Origin of the sequence: Streptococcus infantis, assembly GCF_047463275.1 — a bacterium.
Lineage (GTDB): Bacteria > Bacillota > Bacilli > Lactobacillales > Streptococcaceae > Streptococcus > Streptococcus infantis_AF.
The window spans coordinates 69,187-88,588 of sequence record NZ_JASHEE010000001.1; the positions used below are offsets into that span (position 1 = coordinate 69,187).

Sequence of the window (19,402 nt, forward strand, 5' to 3'; positions counted from 1 at the left end):
AATATGCTATAATAGAGAAAATAAATACAAGAGGTTTATCATGACAAAACTATACGGAAGTTTGGAAGCAGGCGGTACAAAATTTGTCTGTGCTGTCGGAGATGAAAACTATAACGTTGTAGAAAAGGTACAATTTCCTACAACAACACCTATTGAAACAATCGATAAAACCATTGAGTTCTTCTCAAAATTCGACAATCTTGCAGGACTTGCCATTGGTTCATTTGGTCCAATCGATATCGATAAAAACTCAAAAACTTACGGATTTATTACAACAACTCCAAAACCTAACTGGGCAAATGTCGACTTACTTGGTGCTCTTCGTCGCGCTCTAAACGTGCCTATGTATTTCACGACAGACGTAAACAGTTCTGCATACGGTGAAGTGGTTGCTCGTAATAATGCTGGCGGTCGTATCGAAAACTTGGTTTATTACACAATCGGTACAGGTATCGGTGCAGGTGTTATCCAACGTGGCGAGTTTATTGGCGGTGTTGGTCACCCTGAGATGGGTCATTATTATGTGGCTAGACACCCAATGGATATTGAAAAAGAATTTAAAGGTGTTTGTCCTTTCCATAATGGATGTTTGGAAGGTTATGCAGCTGGTCCAAGTTTGGAAGCTCGTACAGGTGTTCGTGGGGAAAACATTGAACTCAACAACTCTGTCTGGGATGTTCAAGCATACTACATTGCTCAAGCTGCAGTGAATGCGACTGTAACTTTCCGTCCAGATGTCATTGTCTTTGGTGGTGGGGTTATGGCTCAACAACATATGCTTGACCGTGTACGTGAGAAATTCACAGCCCTACTTAATGGCTACCTCCCAGTTCCAGATGTACGTGACTATATCGTGACTCCAGCTGTTGCTGGCAATGGTTCAGCTACACTAGGAAACTTCGTTCTTGCTAAGAGCGTTGCAAAATGAGAATATAAAAAACTCCCAACTGAGAGAGTTGGGAGTTTTGCTTTAGTCTTTTTCTATTTTTGTTTCCTGATGGAAAATATTTTGCCAAGTTTCGTGGCGGCGCCAGATGCTGGTATGAATGGTATCACCGACTTGGTAGCGGATGAGTTTTGTTTTCTGGCTGATAGAGGTTAAATGAAGCTCTTTAATGGCAGAGGTCAGTTCTTTTTCAGCCTTATAGGCATCCTTGTCCAGTTCTTGTCCGTCCTGGCGGATATATATGAAATCTTCTGCAAGTAACTCTTCCAGTTGATTTCCTTGGTCAATCAGTTGCTCTCTCATGAGCAATTTTTTATAGACATTATCTAGAATTTCATCCTCAGGGATTGGTGCTGGTTCGATATGAATGTCTGTATCAAAGACACCAAATCGATCTGATAACATTGATTCAACCTGGTCCGCAATTTCATGACTTTCATAAACAGAGAGATCTGGGTTCATTTCCAGAGTAATGTCCAGATAAATGTTGCTTCCGTAAGTACGACCGCGTTGAGATTTGACCTTGCTAATCTTAGGAATTTCCATGATAGCTTTTTGGTAATCTTCGAGCAAGTGTTCATCAAAACCATCAGAAAGGCTGAAGGATGACTCGATAAAGATATCATAAGCAGTTTTAAGAATAAAGAAGGTAATGATAATCGCGACCAACTTATCCACGATTGGATAGTTGAAGCTACTAGCCAGGATAGCAATAGAAGTTCCAAGAGATGTTACAGCATCTGATAAATTATCCTTAGCGGCTGCCTTGAGGGCCTTTGATTTAGCTTGCTTACTCAGATGGGTATTGTAGAGATAAACGGCAAACATGATGATAGCAGAGATGACTCCCAGAGTCGCACCAAGTGGGTCAATGACCGTTTGTTCTCGGCTGAGTATCTTTTGAATGGTGTCCCGTAGAACATCAAAACCAACGTAAAACATGATGATGGAAGTGATGAGACTTGCCAAGTCCTCTATTTTCCAGTGGCCGAAGCGATGATCTCTATCTGCCGGTTGGCGAGCCAAACGAATCCCGATTAGAAGGGCCACGTTTCCGACGATATCTGAAACGTTGTTAAAACCATCGGCCACCAAACTGGATGAATGGAGGAGGTGGCCAGTTGCTAGCTTAGCTGCAGACAAGAATAGATAGGTCAAGATGCTGATAATCGCACCACGCTCAGCCAATTTTAAGTTTGAAACCGATTGATTCATCTAACTCCCCTTCTAGCATTTTAGTATTCTTTCATTATACTGGTTTTCCAAGGAAAATTCAAATGTGGGAAGTAAGTTAAATACACCTCAAAACTTGAAAACTTTTGAAATTCTGATATAATAGAATTACTCAAGGGAGTAGCTGGCGGGAAACCGCGATAGTGTCGTCATTACGAATTATTTCCGGCACTATATTAAACAGCGAGACTTGTTTTTTTAAAAAACAGGTCTCTTTTTTTGTAAAAAGAGGCCAAAAAGGAGGAGACTGTTTTGTCAAAAGAACAAAATAAAGACTTGTTTTACACACAGACCTCAGAAGAAGTCCTAAAGAACTTGGACTCATCTATCGAAGGTTTGTCAACTGCTCAAGCTCAAGAACGCTTAGCGACTTATGGTCGTAATGAGTTAGAAGAGGGCGAAAAACGTAGCCTACTAGCTAAATTCCTTGATCAATTTAAGGATTTGATGATTATCATCTTGCTTGCGGCAGCGGCACTTTCTGTGATTACAGAAGGAATGGACGGTCTAACGGATGCCATTATCATCTTGGCCGTTGTTGTCTTGAATGCTGCTTTTGGGGTTTACCAAGAAGGGCAAGCAGAAGCAGCCATTGAAGCTCTGAAAAATATGTCTAGCCCGATGGCCCGTGTTCGTCGTGATGGTCATGTTATTGAGATTGACTCAAAAGAATTGGTCCCTGGGGACATCGTCTTGCTTGAAGCAGGAGATGTAGTTCCTGCAGATATGCGCTTGTTTGAAGCAGCTTCTCTTAAAATTGAAGAAGCAGCTCTTACAGGGGAGTCTGTGCCGGTTGAAAAAGATGTGGCAGGACTTGTTGAAGCAGATGCTGGTATCGGGGATCGTGTCAATATGGGTTACCAAAACTCAAACGTAACATACGGTCGTGGTATTGGTGTCGTGACCAACACTGGTATGTACACAGAAGTTGGTAAGATTGCGGATATGTTGGCCAACGCAGACGAAACTGAAACACCGTTGAAGCAAAGCTTGGAACAATTATCTAAGGCCTTGACTTACTTAATCATTGTGATTGCAGTGATTACCTTCTTGGTTGGTGTCTTTGTTCGTGGCGAACATCCATTAGAAGGCTTGATGGTGGCGGTTGCCCTTGCGGTTGCGGCTATTCCAGAAGGACTTCCTGCCATTGTAACCATCGTTCTATCATTGGGAACTACAACCCTTGCAAAACGGAATTCAATCGTCCGTAAATTGCCAGCGGTTGAAACGCTTGGTTCAACAGAAATCATCGCATCTGATAAAACAGGTACTTTGACCATGAACCAAATGACGGTTGAAAAAGTTTATACCAACGGTCAATTGCAAAGCTCAGCTACTGAAATTGCGGCTAGCAACAATACCCTCCGTATCATGAACTTTGCCAATGACACCAAGGTGGACCCATCTGGCAAGCTGATTGGGGATCCAACAGAGACAGCCCTTGTTCAGTTTGGTTTAGACCACAACTTTGATGTTCGTGAAGTATTGGAAGATGAGCCACGTGTAGCTGAATTGCCATTTGACTCAGACCGTAAACTTATGTCGACTATCCATAAGGAATCTGACGGTTCTTACTTTATCGCTGTCAAGGGTGCACCTGACCAATTGCTCAAGCGTGTGACTCGTATCGAAGTCAATGGGGAAGTTCGCCCAATCACAGAAGAAGATAAAAATGCCATCCTTGCCACCAACAAAGACTTGGCTAAACAAGCCCTTCGTGTCTTGATGATGGCTTATAAGACAAGCGCCGAAATTCCAACCTTGGAATCTGAGATTGTTGAATCTGACCTCATCTTCTCTGGTTTGGTCGGCATGATCGACCCTGAACGTCCAGAAGCTGCAGAAGCTGTTCGTGTCGCTAAAGAAGCAGGTATCCGTCCGATTATGATCACTGGTGACCACCAAGATACAGCGGAAGCTATCGCTAAACGTCTCGGTATCATCGATCCAAATGATACAGAAGATCATGTCTTCACTGGTGCTGAGTTGAACGAACTCACTGATGAAGAATTCCAAAAAGTCTTCAAGCAATACTCTGTCTACGCGCGTGTATCACCTGAGCACAAGGTTCGTATCGTTAAAGCTTGGCAAAATGAAGGTAAGGTAGTCGCTATGACGGGTGATGGGGTCAACGATGCGCCTTCACTTAAGACAGCTGACATCGGTATCGGTATGGGGATTACAGGTACAGAAGTTTCTAAAGGAGCATCTGATATGGTCCTTGCTGATGATAACTTTGCAACCATTATCGTAGCGGTAGAAGAAGGACGTAAGGTCTTCTCAAATATCCAAAAATCAATCCAATACCTCTTGTCTGCAAATATGGCTGAAGTTTTCACCATCTTCTTTGCAACCTTGTTAGGTTGGGATGTGCTTCAACCAGTGCATTTGCTATGGATTAACCTGGTAACAGATACGCTACCAGCCATCGCTCTTGGGGTTGAACCAGCTGAGCCAGGCGTTATGACTCACAAACCTCGTGGGCGTAAGTCTAACTTCTTTGATGGTGGTGTCTTCGGAGCAATCATTTATCAAGGGATCTTCCAAACCATGCTAGTTTTAGGTGTTTATGGTTGGGCTCTTCTCTTCCCAGAGCATCAAAGTCATACTGAAATCCATGCTGATGCCCTTACCATGGCTTTTGCAACTCTCGGTTTGATCCAATTGCTCCATGCCTTTAACGTTAAGTCGGTTTACCAATCGATCTTTAAAGTGGGACTCTTTACGAACAAGACCTTTAACTGGTCTATCCCAGCTGCCTTCGTCCTCTTTGTGGTGACAATTTTGGTTCCTGGATTTAATAATCTCTTCCACGTGTCACATTTGAGTTTGACTCAATGGATGGTGGTCGCTGTAGGAGCGCTTATGATTGTAGTCCTTGTTGAGATTGTCAAAGCAGTTCAACGAGCGCTTGGAAAAGATAAAAACGCTATTTAAACAATTATGAAAAGTCATCTTCGGATGGCTTTTTGTTTTAATGTAAAGATAAACTGAAATAATACTCAATGAAAATCAAAGAGTAAACTAGGAAGAGAGCCGCAGGTTGCTCAAAACACCGTTTTGAGATTGTGGATAGAACTGACGAAGTCAGTAACACATATACGGCAAGGTGAAGCTGACGTGGTTTAAATTTGATTTTCGAAGAGTATAATTTTGTGCTATAATCAAGTAGGCTGATATGGTATGGAGGAAAGAATCTTGGAAAAGAAAATTGTAAAAGATATCTTGTTTTTGTCGCAGGTATCCCAGCCTGCTAGTCAGGAAGATTTACCCCTAGCAAAGGATTTGGAGGATACCCTACAGGCTAACCGAGAAACCTGTGTTGGACTAGCGGCTAATATGATTGGGGTACAAAAACGTGTCATTATTTTTAATATCGGAATGATTTCCATGGTTATGTTTAATCCAGTTCTCCAATCTTTTGAAGGGTCATACGAGACAGAGGAAGGTTGTTTGTCTTTGACAGGTGTAAGACCGACAACTAGGTATGAGAAGATTACAGTAAGCTACAGAGACATCAATTGGCAAGAGCAAACCATTACCCTGACAGGATTTCCTGCTCAGATTTGTCAGCATGAATTGGATCATTTGGAAGGTCGTATTATTTAAGCTAAAATCCTTGGTAGTCCTAAAAAAATATGCTACACTAACACTATGAAAATTCTAATCCCAACTGCAAAAGAAATGAATACCGAAATCCTTAGTTTAGAGGCTAAACCATTGCGACCTGAAAGTCAGGCAGTGCTGGATGAATTGGCCAGATATTCTGCCCAAGAGCTGGAGAACTTTTACAAAATATCTGCCGAAAAAGCGCAAGAGGAGTATGACCATATCCAGGCCTTGAAAAATGAAACTGCGACAAACTATCCCGCCTTGCACCTCTTTGATGGACTCATGTATCGCAACATCAAACGGGACGATCTCACCAAGGAGGAGCAAACCTATCTGGAGAAATACCTCATGATAACGTCAGCTCTCTATGGTGTGATTCCAGCCTTTGAACCGATTGCACCTCACAGACTGGACTTTTTGATGAAGCTCAAAGTTGATGGAAAAAGCTTGAAAAGTCATTGGAAGGTGGCCTATGAGGAGTCGATGAAGGGTGAAGAACTAATCTTTTCTCTCTTGTCTTCGGAGTTTGAAACTGTCTTCCCTAAAGAAATCCGTGAGAAAATGGTGACCTTTAAGTTCATGGAAGAAAGAGATGGTAAACTAAAAATTCACTCAACTATTTCTAAAAAATCCCGAGGAGCCTTTTTGACAGCCTTGATGGAAGGTCAGGTAACTTCGGTTGAAGAGATTAAAAAGCTTAACTTTGCGGGTTTCAATTATCGAGAAGACTTGTCTAGTGATAAGGAATTGGCTTTTGTGAAATAGATAGAAAATAGAGAGAGTGGGACAGAAATCGGTAATTCGTTAGAATTCGATTTCGTCGTCCCACCTCCGCACAGTTGAGTAGGGCTGTAAAAGCTGATGAAATCAGCGTAGTGGAGCCCACTCAACCACTGCGTCTTGCTCGACAATCCATAGACAAATGAGAGGCTAGGACTTTTGTCCCAGCCCTTTTTTTGTGATTTGGTGCTCCTATTTTTAGTTTAGAATGGTAGGAATTTTCACACAATTTTGGTATAATAGGACTATTAGAAAATTTCGAGGAGACAAACATGTCAGTTAAGATTGCTTTACTTGGATTTGGTACAGTAGCCAGTGGTGTGCCATTCTTGCTAAAGGAAAATAAAGAAAAAATTGTTCAAGCAGCCCAGTCAGAAATTGAAGTAGCTAAAGTTTTGGTCAAAGACGATCAAGAGAAAGCCCGCTTGCTTGAAGCAGGAAATGATTTTAATTTTGTAACAAATATCGATGAAATCTTGTCAGACAAAGACATCACTATTGTTGTTGAGTTGATGGGGCGTATCGAACCTGCTAAAACATTTATTACTCGTGCTTTAGAAGCCGGGAAACACGTCGTGACAGCTAACAAGGATCTTTTGGCAGTCCATGGTGCAGAATTGCTTGAGGTAGCCAAAGCTCACAATGTTGCCCTATACTATGAAGCAGCTGTTGCAGGAGGAATCCCAATCCTTCGTACCTTGGTTAACTCACTAGCATCAGACAAAATCACACGTGTTCTTGGTGTTGTCAATGGAACATCTAACTTCATGATGACCAAAATGGTAACAGAAGGCTGGTCTTATGAAGATGCTTTGGCAGAAGCCCAACGACTTGGCTTTGCTGAAAGCGACCCTACCAATGACGTTGATGGGATTGATGCGGCCTACAAGATGGTCATCCTTAGTCAGTTTGCTTTTGGGATGAATGTCAAGTTTGAAGATGTGGGTCACCAAGGAATTCGCAATATCACTCCAGAAGATGTAGCAGTAGCTCAAGAGCTTGGTTATGTTGTGAAATTAGTTGGTTCTATCGAAGAAACGGCATCTGGTATTGCTGCTGAGGTTACGCCAACATTCCTTCCTAAAGAACATCCACTTGCGAGCGTTAATGGTGTTATGAATGCAGTCTTTGTAGAGTCTATCGGTATCGGGGAGTCTATGTACTATGGACCAGGTGCTGGTCAAAAACCAACTGCAACAAGTGTTGTGGCTGATATTGCCCGCATCGTTCGTCGTCTGAATGATGGAACAATTGGAAAAGCCTTTAATGAATATAGTCGTCCAGTAGTCTTGGCTAAGCCAGAAGATGTCAAAGCTAACTACTATTTCTCAATCTTGGCTCCAGATTCAAAAGGACAAGTATTGAAATTGGCAGAGCTCTTTAACGCAGAAGATATCTCCTTCAAGCAAATCCTTCAAGATGGTAAGCAAGAAGGCAAGGCTCGTGTTGTCATCATCAGCCATAAGATTAATAAGGCGCAGCTTGAAAATATTACAGACGCTTTGAAGGCGTTAGCCGAGTTTGAACTTCTCAACACCTTCAAGGTTTTAGGAGACTAAGATGAAGATTATTGTACCTGCTACAAGTGCCAATGTGGGTCCTGGCTTTGACTCGGTTGGCGTAGCTGTAACTAAGTATCTAGAAATTCAGGTTTGTGAGGAACGTGAAGAATGGATGATTGAGCACCAATTAGGCAAATGGATTCCACGTGATGAACGTAATCTTTTACTGAAGATTGCTCTACAAATTGTTCCAGACCTCCAACCTAGACGTCTGAAGATGGTCAGTGATATTCCGCTTGCGCGTGGACTAGGTTCATCGAGCTCGGTCATCGTTGCTGGGATTGAACTGGCAAATCAACTCGGAAACTTGAAGCTAAGCAAACATGAAAAATTACAATTGGCAACTAAGATTGAAGGGCATCCTGATAATGTTGCACCTGCTATCTATGGAAATCTCGTCATTGCTAGTTCGGTAGAAGGTCAGGTTTCTGCTGTTGTGGCGCCTTTCCCAGAGTGTGCTTTTCTAGCTTATATTCCAAATTATGAATTGCGAACTCGAGATAGTCGTGGTGTCTTGCCTAAGAAACTATCTTACAAGGAAGCTGTTGCGGCAAGTTCTATCGCCAATGTGGCTATTGCAGCCCTACTGACTGGAGATATGGTCAAAGCAGGACAAGCTATTGAGAGTGACCTTTTCCACGAGCGTTACCGCCAAGATTTGGTGCGAGAATTTGCTACCATCAAGAAAGTTGCTAAGAGAAATGGTGCTTATGCGACCTACTTGTCTGGTGCTGGGCCTACTGTCATGGTTCTAGCTGAGCTTGATAAGATGCCTAAGATTAAGGCAGAGCTTGAAAAGCAACCTTTCAAAGGCAAGCTTCATGATTTGCAAGTAGATACACAAGGCGTTCGCGTCGAAGCAAAATAAACATAGCAATGGGATGGGGAAACTCTCTATTAGAGGGCTTCCTGTCCTTTTTTTGAAAATGAAATACGGGATATAAATTGTTTCCCGTGTTTAGCAACCAACAGACGGTCAAGGAGGATTTGAAATGGCAGAAATATATTTAGCAGGTGGTTGTTTTTGGGGCTTGGAAGAGTACTTTTCCCGTATTTCTGGAGTGCTGCAAACCAGTGTTGGTTATGCCAATGGTCAGGTAGAAACCACCAATTATCAACTGATCAAAGAAACAGATCACGCAGAGACTGTGCAAGTCGTCTACGACGAAAAGGCGGTCTCGCTCCGTGAGATTTTACTCTATTATTTCCGAGTCATTGATCCACTATCTGTCAACCAACAAGGTAATGACCGTGGTCGTCAATACCGCACAGGGATTTATTACCTAGAAGAAGCTGATCTACCGACGATCAATACAGTAGTTCGCGAACAAGAACTCCTCATCGGTCGTAAAATAGCAGTGGAAGTGGAGAAACTACGTCACTATATCTTGGCTGAAGACTATCACCAAGACTACCTCAAGAAAAATCCTGGTGGCTATTGCCACATTGATGTGAGGGATGCTGAAAAACCACTGATAGATGCCGCCAACTATGAAAAACCGAGTCAGGCAGTTTTACGAGAAAGTTTATCAGAAGAGTCCTACCGAGTTACGCAAGAGGCTGCGACGGAAGCTCCTTTTAGCAATGCTTATGACCAAACTTTTGAGGAAGGAATTTATGTCGATATCACGACTGGTGAGCCCCTATTCTTTGCTAAGGATAAGTTTGCCTCAGGCTGTGGTTGGCCAAGTTTTAGCCGACCAATTTCGAAAGAACTTATCCATTACTACCAGGACTTGAGTCATGGTATGGAGCGAATCGAAGTCCGATCACGTTCAGGGAATGCTCATTTGGGGCACGTCTTTACAGATGGCCCTCGTGAACTAGGTGGTCTCCGTTACTGTATCAATTCTGCATCCTTACGTTTTATCGCTAAGGATGAAATGGAGGAAGCCGGCTATGGCTACTTGCTTCCATATTTGAATAAGTAAAAAATGGTGGTTTTTCCACCTTCTTCATTTTGGAAATAGAAGGGACGTATGAAATACTTACTTTCTTACTTTAAACCCCATAAACAATAAGAAAAGTTGCCTTCGGGTGACTTTTTTGTTACAATAGCTAGAAAAATTATCTGGTATGAAAGCTAATACTCAATGAAAATCAAAGAGCAAACTAGGAACTAGCCACAGGTTGCTCAAAACATTGTTTTGAGGTTGTAGATGGAACTGACGTAGTCAGTATCCTACACATACGGTAAGGCGACGTTGACGCGGTTTGAATTTGATTTTCGAAGAGTATAATTTAGAAAAGGAGCCTATTGATGAAAGTCTTTCAGCATGTAAATATCGTGACTTGTGACCAAGATTTCCACGTCTATCTAGATGGGATTTTGGCTGTCAAAGATTCCCAAATCGTCTATGTCGGTCAGGAAAATCAAGAGATTCTTAAACAAGGAGATCAAATCATAGACTATCAGGGTGCCTGGATTATGCCTGGCTTGGTTAACTGCCATACTCACTCTGCCATGACAGGCTTGAGAGGCATTCGTGATGATAGCAATCTCCACGAATGGCTAGAGGACTATATCTGGCCAGCAGAAGCAGAATTCACACCAGAGATGACCACGAAGGCTGTCAAAGAGGCGCTAACAGAGATGCTCCAGTCAGGAACGACAACTTTCAATGATATGTACAATCCTAATGGAGTGGATATAGCTGAGATTTATGAGGCAGTCAAGGCGTCCAAGATGCGTTGCTATTTTTCTCCAACCCTCTTTTCTTCAGATGTGGAGACGACGGCTGAAACTATAGCCAGAACTCGAGCTGTTATCGAGACAATCAAAGGCTATCAAAACCCAAATTTCAAGGTGATGGTGGCTCCTCATTCGCCCTACAGTTGTAGTCGAGATTTGCTGGAGGCAAGTCTTGACCTAGCAAAAGAAGAAAACATTCCTCTTCATATCCATGTTGCAGAAACACAAGAAGAGTCAGGTATTATCCTGAAACGCTATGGCAAACGCCCATTAGCTTTTCTGGATGAGCTTGGCTATTTAGACCATAAAGCTGTCTTTGCCCATGGTGTGGAGTTAAATGAAGCAGAGATTACCCGCTTGGCAGATTCGCAAGTCGCTATCGCTCACAATCCTATCAGCAACCTCAAACTAGCCTCAGGAATTGCACCAATCGTCCAACTTAAAAAGGCAGGAGTGCCAGTCGGGATTGCGACTGACTCAGTTGCTTCTAACAATAACCTGGATATGTTTGAGGAAGGGCGGACGGCAGCACTCTTACAGAAGATGAAGAATGGCGATGCCAGCCAATTTCCAATCGAAACAGCCCTCAAAGCCTTGACAATCGAGGGTGCTAAGGTGTTGGGAATAGAAGATGAGATTGGAAGTTTGGAAGTCGGCAAGCAAGCTGATTTTCTCGTCATCCAACCCCGAGGCAAAATCCATCTTCAACCTCAAGAAAACATGCTATCTCACTTAGTCTATGCTGTCAAATCCAGTGATGTTTCAGATGTCTATATTGGTGGAGAACAAGTTGTGAAAGACAGACATGTACTAACTGTTAACTTGTAAAAATAAGCATAAAATCTCTAAATCTCATGAGAAAAATCTTATGAGATTTTCTTATTTTACTAGTAATATCAAGGCTTTTGCTAGGTATTCAAGTCTTGTATTTAGAAAATTTCAAAAAGCAAATTAGATAAAAAAAAAAAATTGTGGTATAATAATAAGATGCAAAAAAAGGAGTATCTATGGACATTTCAGAAATTCGTCAAAAAATTGATGCAAATCGTGAAAAATTAGCTTCTTTCAGGGGGTCTCTTTGACCTCGAAGGTTTAGAGGAAGAAATTGCCATTTTGGAAAACAAAATGACAGAGCCTGATTTTTGGAACGATAATATTGCGGCCCAAAAAACGTCGCAAGAATTAAACGAACTCAAAAATACCTATAATACCTTCCACAAGATGGATGAGTTGCAGGATGAAGTTGAGATTTTACTGGACTTTTTGGCAGAGGATGAATCCGTTAAGGATGAGTTGGTTGAAAAACTCTCTGAGTTAGATCAGATGATGACTAGCTACGAAATGACCCTTCTCTTGTCAGAACCCTATGATCACAACAATGCCATACTTGAAATCCATCCTGGTTCAGGGGGGACAGAGGCTCAAGACTGGGGCGATATGCTCCTTCGTATGTATACTCGCTATGGAAATGCCAAAGGCTTCAAGGTTGAGGTCTTGGACTACCAAGCAGGTGATGAGGCAGGAATCAAGTCAGTAACCTTGTCTTTTGAAGGACCAAATGCTTATGGTCTTCTCAAGTCAGAGATGGGAGTTCACCGTTTGGTCCGTATCTCACCATTTGACTCTGCTAAACGTCGCCACACCTCATTTACTTCTGTAGAAGTTATGCCAGAGTTGGATGATACCATCGAAGTTGACATCCGTGAGGATGATATCAAGATGGATACCTTCCGTTCAGGTGGAGCAGGTGGACAAAACGTCAACAAGGTTTCAACAGGTGTCCGCTTGACTCACATTCCGACAGGGATCGTCGTAGCATCAACCGTCGACCGTACTCAGTACGGAAACCGTGACCGTGCTATGAAGATGCTTCAGGCAAAACTCTACCAGATGGAGCAGGAAAAGAAAGCTGCTGAGGTAGACTCGCTCAAGGGTGAGAAAAAGGAAATTACATGGGGAAGCCAAATCCGCTCCTATGTATTTACGCCTTATACAATGGTTAAAGACCATCGTACAAACTTTGAAGTAGCGCAAGTAGATAAGGTTATGGATGGAGACCTAGATGGTTTCATCGATGCTTATCTGAAATGGCGTATCAGTTAAAAGAAAGGAAGTCACATGTCAATCATTGAAATGAGAGATGTTGTCAAAAAATATGACAACGGGACAACAGCCCTACGTGGCATCACTGTAAATATCGATGCAGGAGAATTTGCCTACATCGTAGGACCTTCAGGTGCTGGTAAATCAACTTTTATCCGTGCCTTGTATCGTGAGGTCAAAATCGACAAAGGAAGCTTGCAAGTTGCAGGTTATAACCTGGTTAAGATTAAAAAGAAAGATATTCCGTTCTTGCGTAGAAACGTTGGAGTAGTCTTTCAGGATTACAAACTTTTGCCAAAGAAAACCGTTTATGAGAACATTGCTTACGCCATGGAGGTTGTTGGTGAAAGTCGTCGTAACATCAAAAAACGTGTTATGGAAGTCTTGGACCTTGTCGGTTTGAAGCACAAGGTTCGTTCATTCCCGAATGAACTTTCAGGTGGTGAGCAACAACGTATCGCCATCGCGCGTGCTATTGTAAACAATCCTAAGGTTTTGATTGCCGACGAACCAACAGGAAACTTGGACCCAGATAACTCATGGGAAATCATGAACCTCTTGGAACGTATCAATCTTCAAGGGACAACTGTTTTGATGGCGACCCACAACAGCCAAATCGTAAATACCTTGCGCCACCGCGTTATTGCCATCGAGAATGGTCGCGTGGTACGTGATGAAGCGAAAGGAGAGTACGGATACGATGATTAGTAGATTTTTCCGCCATCTGTTCGAAGCTTTAAAAAGTTTAAAGCGTAATGGATGGATGACCATTGCTGCTGTCAGTTCAGTAATGATTACCTTGACCCTGGTTGCTATCTTTGCTTCAGTTATCTTCAATACTGCGAAATTAGCAACTGATATTGAAAACAACGTCCGCGTCATGGTTTATGTTCGTAAAGACGTTGAAGACAACAGTGAAACCATTGTAAAAGAAGGCCAAACAGTCACGAACAATGACTACCACAAGGTCTATAACGCCCTTAAAGCTCTGCCAGCTGTAAAAAATGTAACCTTCTCAAGTAAAGAAGAGCAGTACCAAAAGCTGACTGAAACTATGGGTGACGAGTGGAAGGTGTTTGAAGGAGATGCAAACCCTCTTCATGATGCCTACATCGTAGATACCAATTCACCAAGTGATGTAAAACCTGTAGCTGAAGAAGCTAAGAAAATCGAAGGTGTCTCTGAAGTTCAAGACGGTGGTGCCAATACCGAACGTCTCTTCAAGTTGGCTTCCTTCATCCGTGTATGGGGATTGGTCATAGCAGGACTCTTGATCTTCATCGCAGTCTTTTTGATTTCAAATACCATCCGTATTACCATCATTTCACGTAGTCGTGAAATCCAAATCATGCGTTTGGTTGGTGCCAAGAACGGTTATATCCGTGGCCCATTCTTGCTAGAAGGTGCCTTTATCGGATTGTTGGGAGCAGCCCTTCCATCAGCATTGGTTTACTTTATCTATAACCGAGTGTTCCAATCTGTCAACCCATCCTTGGTTGGTCAAAACCTATCTTTGATTACACCGAATACCTTTATTCCATTGATGATCGGTCTCTTGTTCCTCATCGGAATCTGTATCGGTTCACTTGGTTCAGGAATCTCAATGCGTCGATTCTTGAAAATCTAAGTCACATAACTGGATAAAACACATAAAAAAGTGGGATGTCATCAAGACTTCACAGCTCTTGATGCCCCGCTTTTTCTTTTGGTCTTGGTGCTCAGTCGCTTGCCAATTTTGGCTAAAGAGTGTATGATAGGAAAGGACCTTTTTACTAATATGAAAAATGAACAATGAATGAGGAAAAGATGAAACAATTTTTGGAAAAAGTGAGCATACTCTCCCTATCGTTAGTATTGATCACATCGTTTTCAATTTCGAGCGCCCTGCCTGCTATGTTTGACTATTATCAGGGCTATTCGACTGGTCAGGTCGAACTCTTGGTCAGCCTCCCATCCTTTGGGATTATGGCCATGCTTTTATTGAACGGAGTTTTAGAGCGTATTTTTCCTGAACGCCTCCAGTTGACCTTGGGACTCTTGATTTTATCCATCAGTGGAACTGCACCTTTCTGGTATCAGGGCTATTACTTTGTCTTTGCGACACGCTTACTATTTGGGCTTGGAGTAGGAATGCTCAATGCCAAGGCTATTTCGATCATCAGTGAACGTTACCACGGTAAAACTCGTATCCAAATGCTTGGTTTTCGTGGCTCTGCTGAGGTAGTAGGAGCATCCATTTTAACTTTAGCAGTCGGGCAATTGTTAGCATTTGGCTGGACCGCAACATTCTTAGCTTATGCCGCAGGCCTAGTAGTTCTCGTACTCTTCCTTCTATTTGTCCCTTACAACAAGGAAGAAATTCACGAGTCCAAGCATCAGACAGAAGAAGCAGCGAAACTGACTCGTTCCATGCTCCAGCTGATTTTCTTCCTTGCTATTGCAGCTGCGGTCATTGTATGTACCAATACGGCCATTACCTTCCGCATCCCTAGTCTCATGATTGAGGCAGGTTTTGGAGATGCTCAGTTGTCCAGTTTGGTCCTTAGTGCCATGCAGTTGATTGGGATTCTAGCGGGAATCAGCTTTTCTTTCCTGATCTCTGCCTTCAAGGAAAGACTTCTATTGGTCGCAGGTGTTACCTTTGGGATCGGGCAAATCATCATTGCTCTTTCCCCTTCACTCTGGGTGGTGGTTGCAGGTTCTATCCTGGGAGGATTTGCCTACAGCATCGCTCTGACGACAGTCTTTCAGTTGATATCTGAGAGAATTCCTGCAAAACTCCTCAACAAAGCAACTTCCTATGCTGTTTTGGGATGTTCTTTTGGAGCATCATTAACACCCTTCGTTCTTTCAGGGATTGGCTTGGTGACTACAGATGGTAGAATGACCTTCATCATTCTAGGAGCATGGATGATTGCTACATCAGTGCTTGTTTCCCTCTTATTGAAAAAAGAAGCCTAACAAAGAAAAACTCAAGGATTCATCCTTGAGTTTTTTGTGTATTAGCCAAACATTTGCCAAAAGTAATCGATAATATAGGTCAAACCATAAGTGTAAACGACCAGGGTAAAGGGTTTGGTCAGGATGATAATAGTCATATACCGCTTGAAGCTCATCTTGGTCAAAGCAGCCAACATACAGAGAAAATCAGCTGGACTAACGGGCCAAATCATCATAAAGATAAAGAATCGGTCAAAGCGATTTCCCTCATCTAACCAACCGATATACTTGTCATAGGTGCGCTTGCTGACCATGGACTGAACAAAGGGTGCTCCGTAGAGACGAACCAAGTAAAAGATGATGGCACAACCAATGACAATACCGATATAGTTGTAAATGGTCCCGATGATATGCCCATAGATAAAGACACCTGCAACAGAGGTTAGAGCTCCTGGAATGATAGGAACAACCGTCTGCAAAATCTGTAAAAAAATAAAGAGCGGTGGCCCCCAGATACCCGCCTGTTGGATAAAGGCTGATAGGGTTTCCTTGGAGTGCAAGATACCCGCCTGATAGGCCCAGATACAGAAAATCAAAGTACCAACTCCACCGATGATGGAAGAAATATTGATTGCTTGCTGTAGAAGGGGAGAAACAGCTTTCATTTCTTTCTCGTGTGACATGTAAACTCCTCTTGTGTAGTATGATTCTACTATACCATATTTTAGGGAGAAAGACTACATGGGATACTTGGTGTGACTTTGCCTCAAGTATGGTAAAATGGGAATAAGAAAATGACAGCTTAGAATGAGGAAAATCATGTTAGGATTGAAGTTTAATGGCACTTGGCGCAACTACCAAAAACAGGTATTGGACAATTTCCAAGAATATCAAGCAGATGGTCATGTCCACTTGGTGGCAGCGCCAGGTTCAGGGAAAACAACCATAGGAATCGAGTTGATTGCTCGCTTTGATAAGCCTGCTCTCGTTTTGGTACCGACGGTTACCATCCGGGAACAATGGGTGGATAGGATTCGCCAAGCCTTTTTAGAGGATGAGAACCAGGTCACAAGTCTCGTGTCTCAAAATCTCAAGGACATGAAGCAAATCACCATCGCCACCTACCAAGCTTTTCACAGTGCTATGCAACAGGTACAATCTCAAGAAGATAACGGCGAGGTTGAGGATTTTGTCGGCTTTGACCTGCTTGCCAGACTCAAGGAAAGGGGTGTCGAAACCCTCTGTCTGGACGAATGCCATCACTTGAGAAATGAATGGTGGAAAAGTCTAGAAGACTTCCGTAAAAACTATCAGCAACTGCAAGTCATCTCTCTCACTGCGACACCGCCTTATGACAGTGAACCAGAACTCTGGGATCGCTATCTCCAGATGTGTGGCGAGATTGACCAAGAAATCACAGTGCCAGAACTGGTTAAGGAAGATACTCTTTGCCCTCATCAGGACTTTGTCTATATCTGTTTTCCGACTAAGGAAGAGGACAAACGCTTGGAAGAGTTTGAAGACACCAAGTGGCAGTATGTCAGCCAACTAGTCGTTGATCCTGACTTCCAAGAGTTGATTCGGAGTTCCAAGGTTCTCAAAGGGGAAATTTCTGCGGATATGCTCCTTGAAGATCCAAAGTATCTTTCAGCACTCCTCATTTATCTACAAGCTCAAAAACAGGAAATTCCCAAGCATCTACGAGATTTACTAGGTGCTGAAGGCTTGCCTGCTCTTAATTACTACTGGCTAGAAGTTCTCTTGCAAGGCCTTCTCTATCAGACTCCTGACTGGTATGAGGATCCGCAGGAGACAAAGAAAAAGATAGAAGCTGAACTGAAATCAAGAGGGTTGATTGAAAAACGTCAGGTTTTCTTGGTCAAATCCAAGGCCAATGACCAAATCCTCAACCAATCTCTAGGAAAACTAGCTGGTATCGCATCTATTTTTGAAACCGAGTATGCCAGCCTCGGAAAAGACTTGAGACAACTAGTCCTAGCAGACTATATCCGTAAGGACTTTGCTAACTATCTAGGGGACGATCAAGCTGCAATCACGCAATTAGGTGTCCTCCCTTATTTTGAAACTATTCGCAGAAGTGCACAAAAGCAAGGCTTGTCTGTCCCTATAGCAGTCCTTTCTGGTAGTGTCGTTATCATACCTGCCAGTGTCAAGGCAGAACTTCAAGCACTCAACCCAAACACTAGCTTGACCTTCTCTGCCATCGGAAAACTCGATCAAGGTGCCTATCTCCAAGTAGGCTTTCCATCCAGCTTTAAGGGGATGGTCGCAGCAGTGACCGAGCTCTTCCAACGTGGTTCTATCCAGGTCTTGGTCGGAACCAAGTCTCTCTTGGGAGAAGGATGGGATGCGCCTTGCGTCAACTCTCTCATCCTCGGAAGTTTTGTCGGAAGCTTTATGCTTAGTAATCAGATGCGGGGCCGTGCCATCCGTATCTGGCCAGGACATCCAGATAAGACTAGTAATATCTGGCACCTAGTAGCCATCAAACCGTACAAAAATCCAGCCTTTTCTAAGGAAGATCAAGAGGAACTAGACCTCAATCCATATCAGGACTTACAAACCCTTGCCCGTCGTATGGACCATTTCCTCTGCTTGTCCTATAAGGAAGATACTATTGAAACAGGTCTGGATCGCTTAAACTTTCCTGAGTTTCCATTTAAGAAAAAGAAACTCGAAGACTATAACGAGAAGATTATGGAACTATCCAAAGATCGTGCCTCCCTTCGTAAAAAATGGCAGGAATCTCTCATTGTTGCTGACAAGATTGAGATTGTTAATGAAGTGGCGACCGACAGCAAACGAATTCCTCTGCTTGCCCTAGCGGATGCTGAAAAGTGGCTTCGCTACGCTCTGATGGTCTTTGCCATTAGTCTCCTGGCTTATGTCGTTCGACTAACCTTATTTGCCTTGCCATGGTTGACAGCTCTTTGTGTCCTCTTCCTAGCTATCACTGCCTTTCGCTTTTACAGCTACAAGAGTCCTTATAAACGCTTGCGCCAGATCGGTGAAGCTATTCGCAAAGCCATGGTGACTGCAGGGCATTTGTCTGATGATCAATCGCGCGTGCAGGTCGATGAGGACAAGGACAGCTTTAATGTCTTTGCCTATCTAAAAGGTGGCAGTATGCGAGACAAGGAACTCTTTTCGAAGGTTTTAGGGGAATTCTTTGCCCCTGTGGACAATCAACGCTACCTATTAGTCGCTCAAAAAGCACCAGCAGGACAGTCCAAGTATTTCGTAGTTCCTAGCCTCTTTGAAAAACGCAAGGAAGATGCCCAGCTCTTCCAAAATGCTGTCGCACCATATATAGGCAACTACCAACTCGTCTACACCCGCAACGAAGCAGGCCGAAAAATCCTACTCGAAGCCAGACTCAAATCCTTAGCCAACAAAAACGACCGCATCATCACTAAAAAGAAGGTCAAAAGTGCTTTGAAATAGAAGGAAGTGAGCGTTTTCTGTCTGGGATATGATATAATAATAGATAATTAAGAATTCGATAAATTGGAG

At 42.9% G+C, this 19,402-nt stretch carries 15 protein-coding genes; 13 read left to right on the plus strand and 2 right to left on the minus strand.

From position 1 onward, the window contains the following. Positions 1–40 precede the first annotated feature (40 nt). Complete coding sequence (scrK, locus tag QM923_RS00445) at positions 41–928, plus strand: fructokinase ScrK (RefSeq protein WP_006148929.1); 888 nt, start codon at positions 41–43, stop codon at positions 926–928. Between the two features lie 42 nt (positions 929–970). On the opposite strand, the gene QM923_RS00450 is transcribed toward scrK, so the two are convergent. Next, the gene (locus QM923_RS00450) at positions 971–2,161 is read right to left on the minus strand and encodes a cation diffusion facilitator family transporter (RefSeq protein ID WP_414290462.1); all 1,191 of its coding nucleotides are present in this window, start codon (positions 2,159–2,161) and stop codon (positions 971–973) included. A 270-nt stretch (positions 2,162–2,431) separates the two neighbouring features. Here QM923_RS00450 and QM923_RS00455 point away from each other — a divergent pair, with 270 nt between their 5' ends. The 11 genes from QM923_RS00455 (at position 2,432) to QM923_RS00505 (ending at position 15,889) form a co-directional block, all read left to right on the plus strand. Beyond that, positions 2,432–5,116, plus strand: a complete 2,685-nt coding sequence (locus QM923_RS00455; protein WP_414290463.1) for a cation-translocating P-type ATPase — start codon at positions 2,432–2,434, stop codon at positions 5,114–5,116. Positions 5,117–5,377: 261 nt separating this feature from the next. Beyond that, on the plus strand, positions 5,378–5,788 hold the full coding sequence (locus QM923_RS00460) for a peptide deformylase (RefSeq protein WP_414290464.1): 411 nt from the start codon (positions 5,378–5,380) through the stop codon (positions 5,786–5,788). A 45-nt stretch (positions 5,789–5,833) separates the two neighbouring features. After that, a complete protein-coding gene (gene yaaA / locus QM923_RS00465; RefSeq protein WP_414290465.1) occupies positions 5,834–6,556 on the plus strand; it encodes a peroxide stress protein YaaA in 723 nt (240 codons plus the stop codon). A 287-nt stretch (positions 6,557–6,843) separates the two neighbouring features. Next, entirely contained in the window at positions 6,844–8,130 is a 1,287-nt protein-coding gene (locus QM923_RS00470) for a homoserine dehydrogenase (RefSeq protein WP_414290466.1), read from the plus strand. A gap of 1 nt (position 8,131) precedes the next feature. Next, positions 8,132–9,001, plus strand: coding sequence for a homoserine kinase (thrB, locus tag QM923_RS00475; RefSeq protein WP_414290467.1), 870 nt, complete (start codon positions 8,132–8,134; stop codon positions 8,999–9,001). A gap of 124 nt (positions 9,002–9,125) precedes the next feature. Then, a complete protein-coding gene (msrB, locus tag QM923_RS00480; RefSeq protein WP_414290468.1) occupies positions 9,126–10,064 on the plus strand; it encodes a peptide-methionine (R)-S-oxide reductase MsrB in 939 nt (312 codons plus the stop codon). A gap of 329 nt (positions 10,065–10,393) precedes the next feature. Then, on the plus strand, positions 10,394–11,653 hold the full coding sequence (locus tag QM923_RS00485; protein WP_414290469.1) for a TRZ/ATZ family protein: 1,260 nt from the start codon (positions 10,394–10,396) through the stop codon (positions 11,651–11,653). A gap of 179 nt (positions 11,654–11,832) precedes the next feature. Then, positions 11,833–12,928 (plus strand): peptide chain release factor 2 gene (gene prfB, locus QM923_RS00490; protein WP_115253954.1). Its coding sequence is split into 2 segments (ribosomal slippage): positions 11,833–11,904 and positions 11,906–12,928, totalling 1,095 coding nucleotides; the frame shifts between segments, so codons are not numbered across the junction. A 15-nt stretch (positions 12,929–12,943) separates the two neighbouring features. Beyond that, positions 12,944–13,636 carry a cell division ATP-binding protein FtsE gene (ftsE, locus tag QM923_RS00495; RefSeq protein WP_004251332.1) on the plus strand — a complete coding sequence of 231 codons (693 nt, stop codon included), beginning with the start codon at positions 12,944–12,946 and terminating at the stop codon, positions 13,634–13,636. Then, complete coding sequence (gene ftsX / locus QM923_RS00500) at positions 13,629–14,555, plus strand: permease-like cell division protein FtsX (protein ID WP_004251331.1); 927 nt, start codon at positions 13,629–13,631, stop codon at positions 14,553–14,555. Before ftsE ends, ftsX begins: the two co-directional genes overlap by 8 nt. A 179-nt stretch (positions 14,556–14,734) precedes the next feature. Beyond that, positions 14,735–15,889, plus strand: a complete 1,155-nt coding sequence (locus tag QM923_RS00505) for an MFS transporter (RefSeq protein ID WP_414290470.1) — start codon at positions 14,735–14,737, stop codon at positions 15,887–15,889. A gap of 41 nt (positions 15,890–15,930) precedes the next feature. Here the strand turns inward: QM923_RS00505 and QM923_RS00510 are convergent, their stop codons facing one another. Further along, positions 15,931–16,551, minus strand: a complete 621-nt coding sequence (locus tag QM923_RS00510; protein WP_414290471.1) for a TVP38/TMEM64 family protein — start codon at positions 16,549–16,551, stop codon at positions 15,931–15,933. A gap of 136 nt (positions 16,552–16,687) precedes the next feature. Here QM923_RS00510 and QM923_RS00515 point away from each other — a divergent pair, with 136 nt between their 5' ends. Further along, positions 16,688–19,333, plus strand: coding sequence for a DEAD/DEAH box helicase family protein (locus QM923_RS00515; protein ID WP_414290472.1), 2,646 nt, complete (start codon positions 16,688–16,690; stop codon positions 19,331–19,333). The last annotated feature ends 69 nt before the right edge of the window (positions 19,334–19,402 follow it).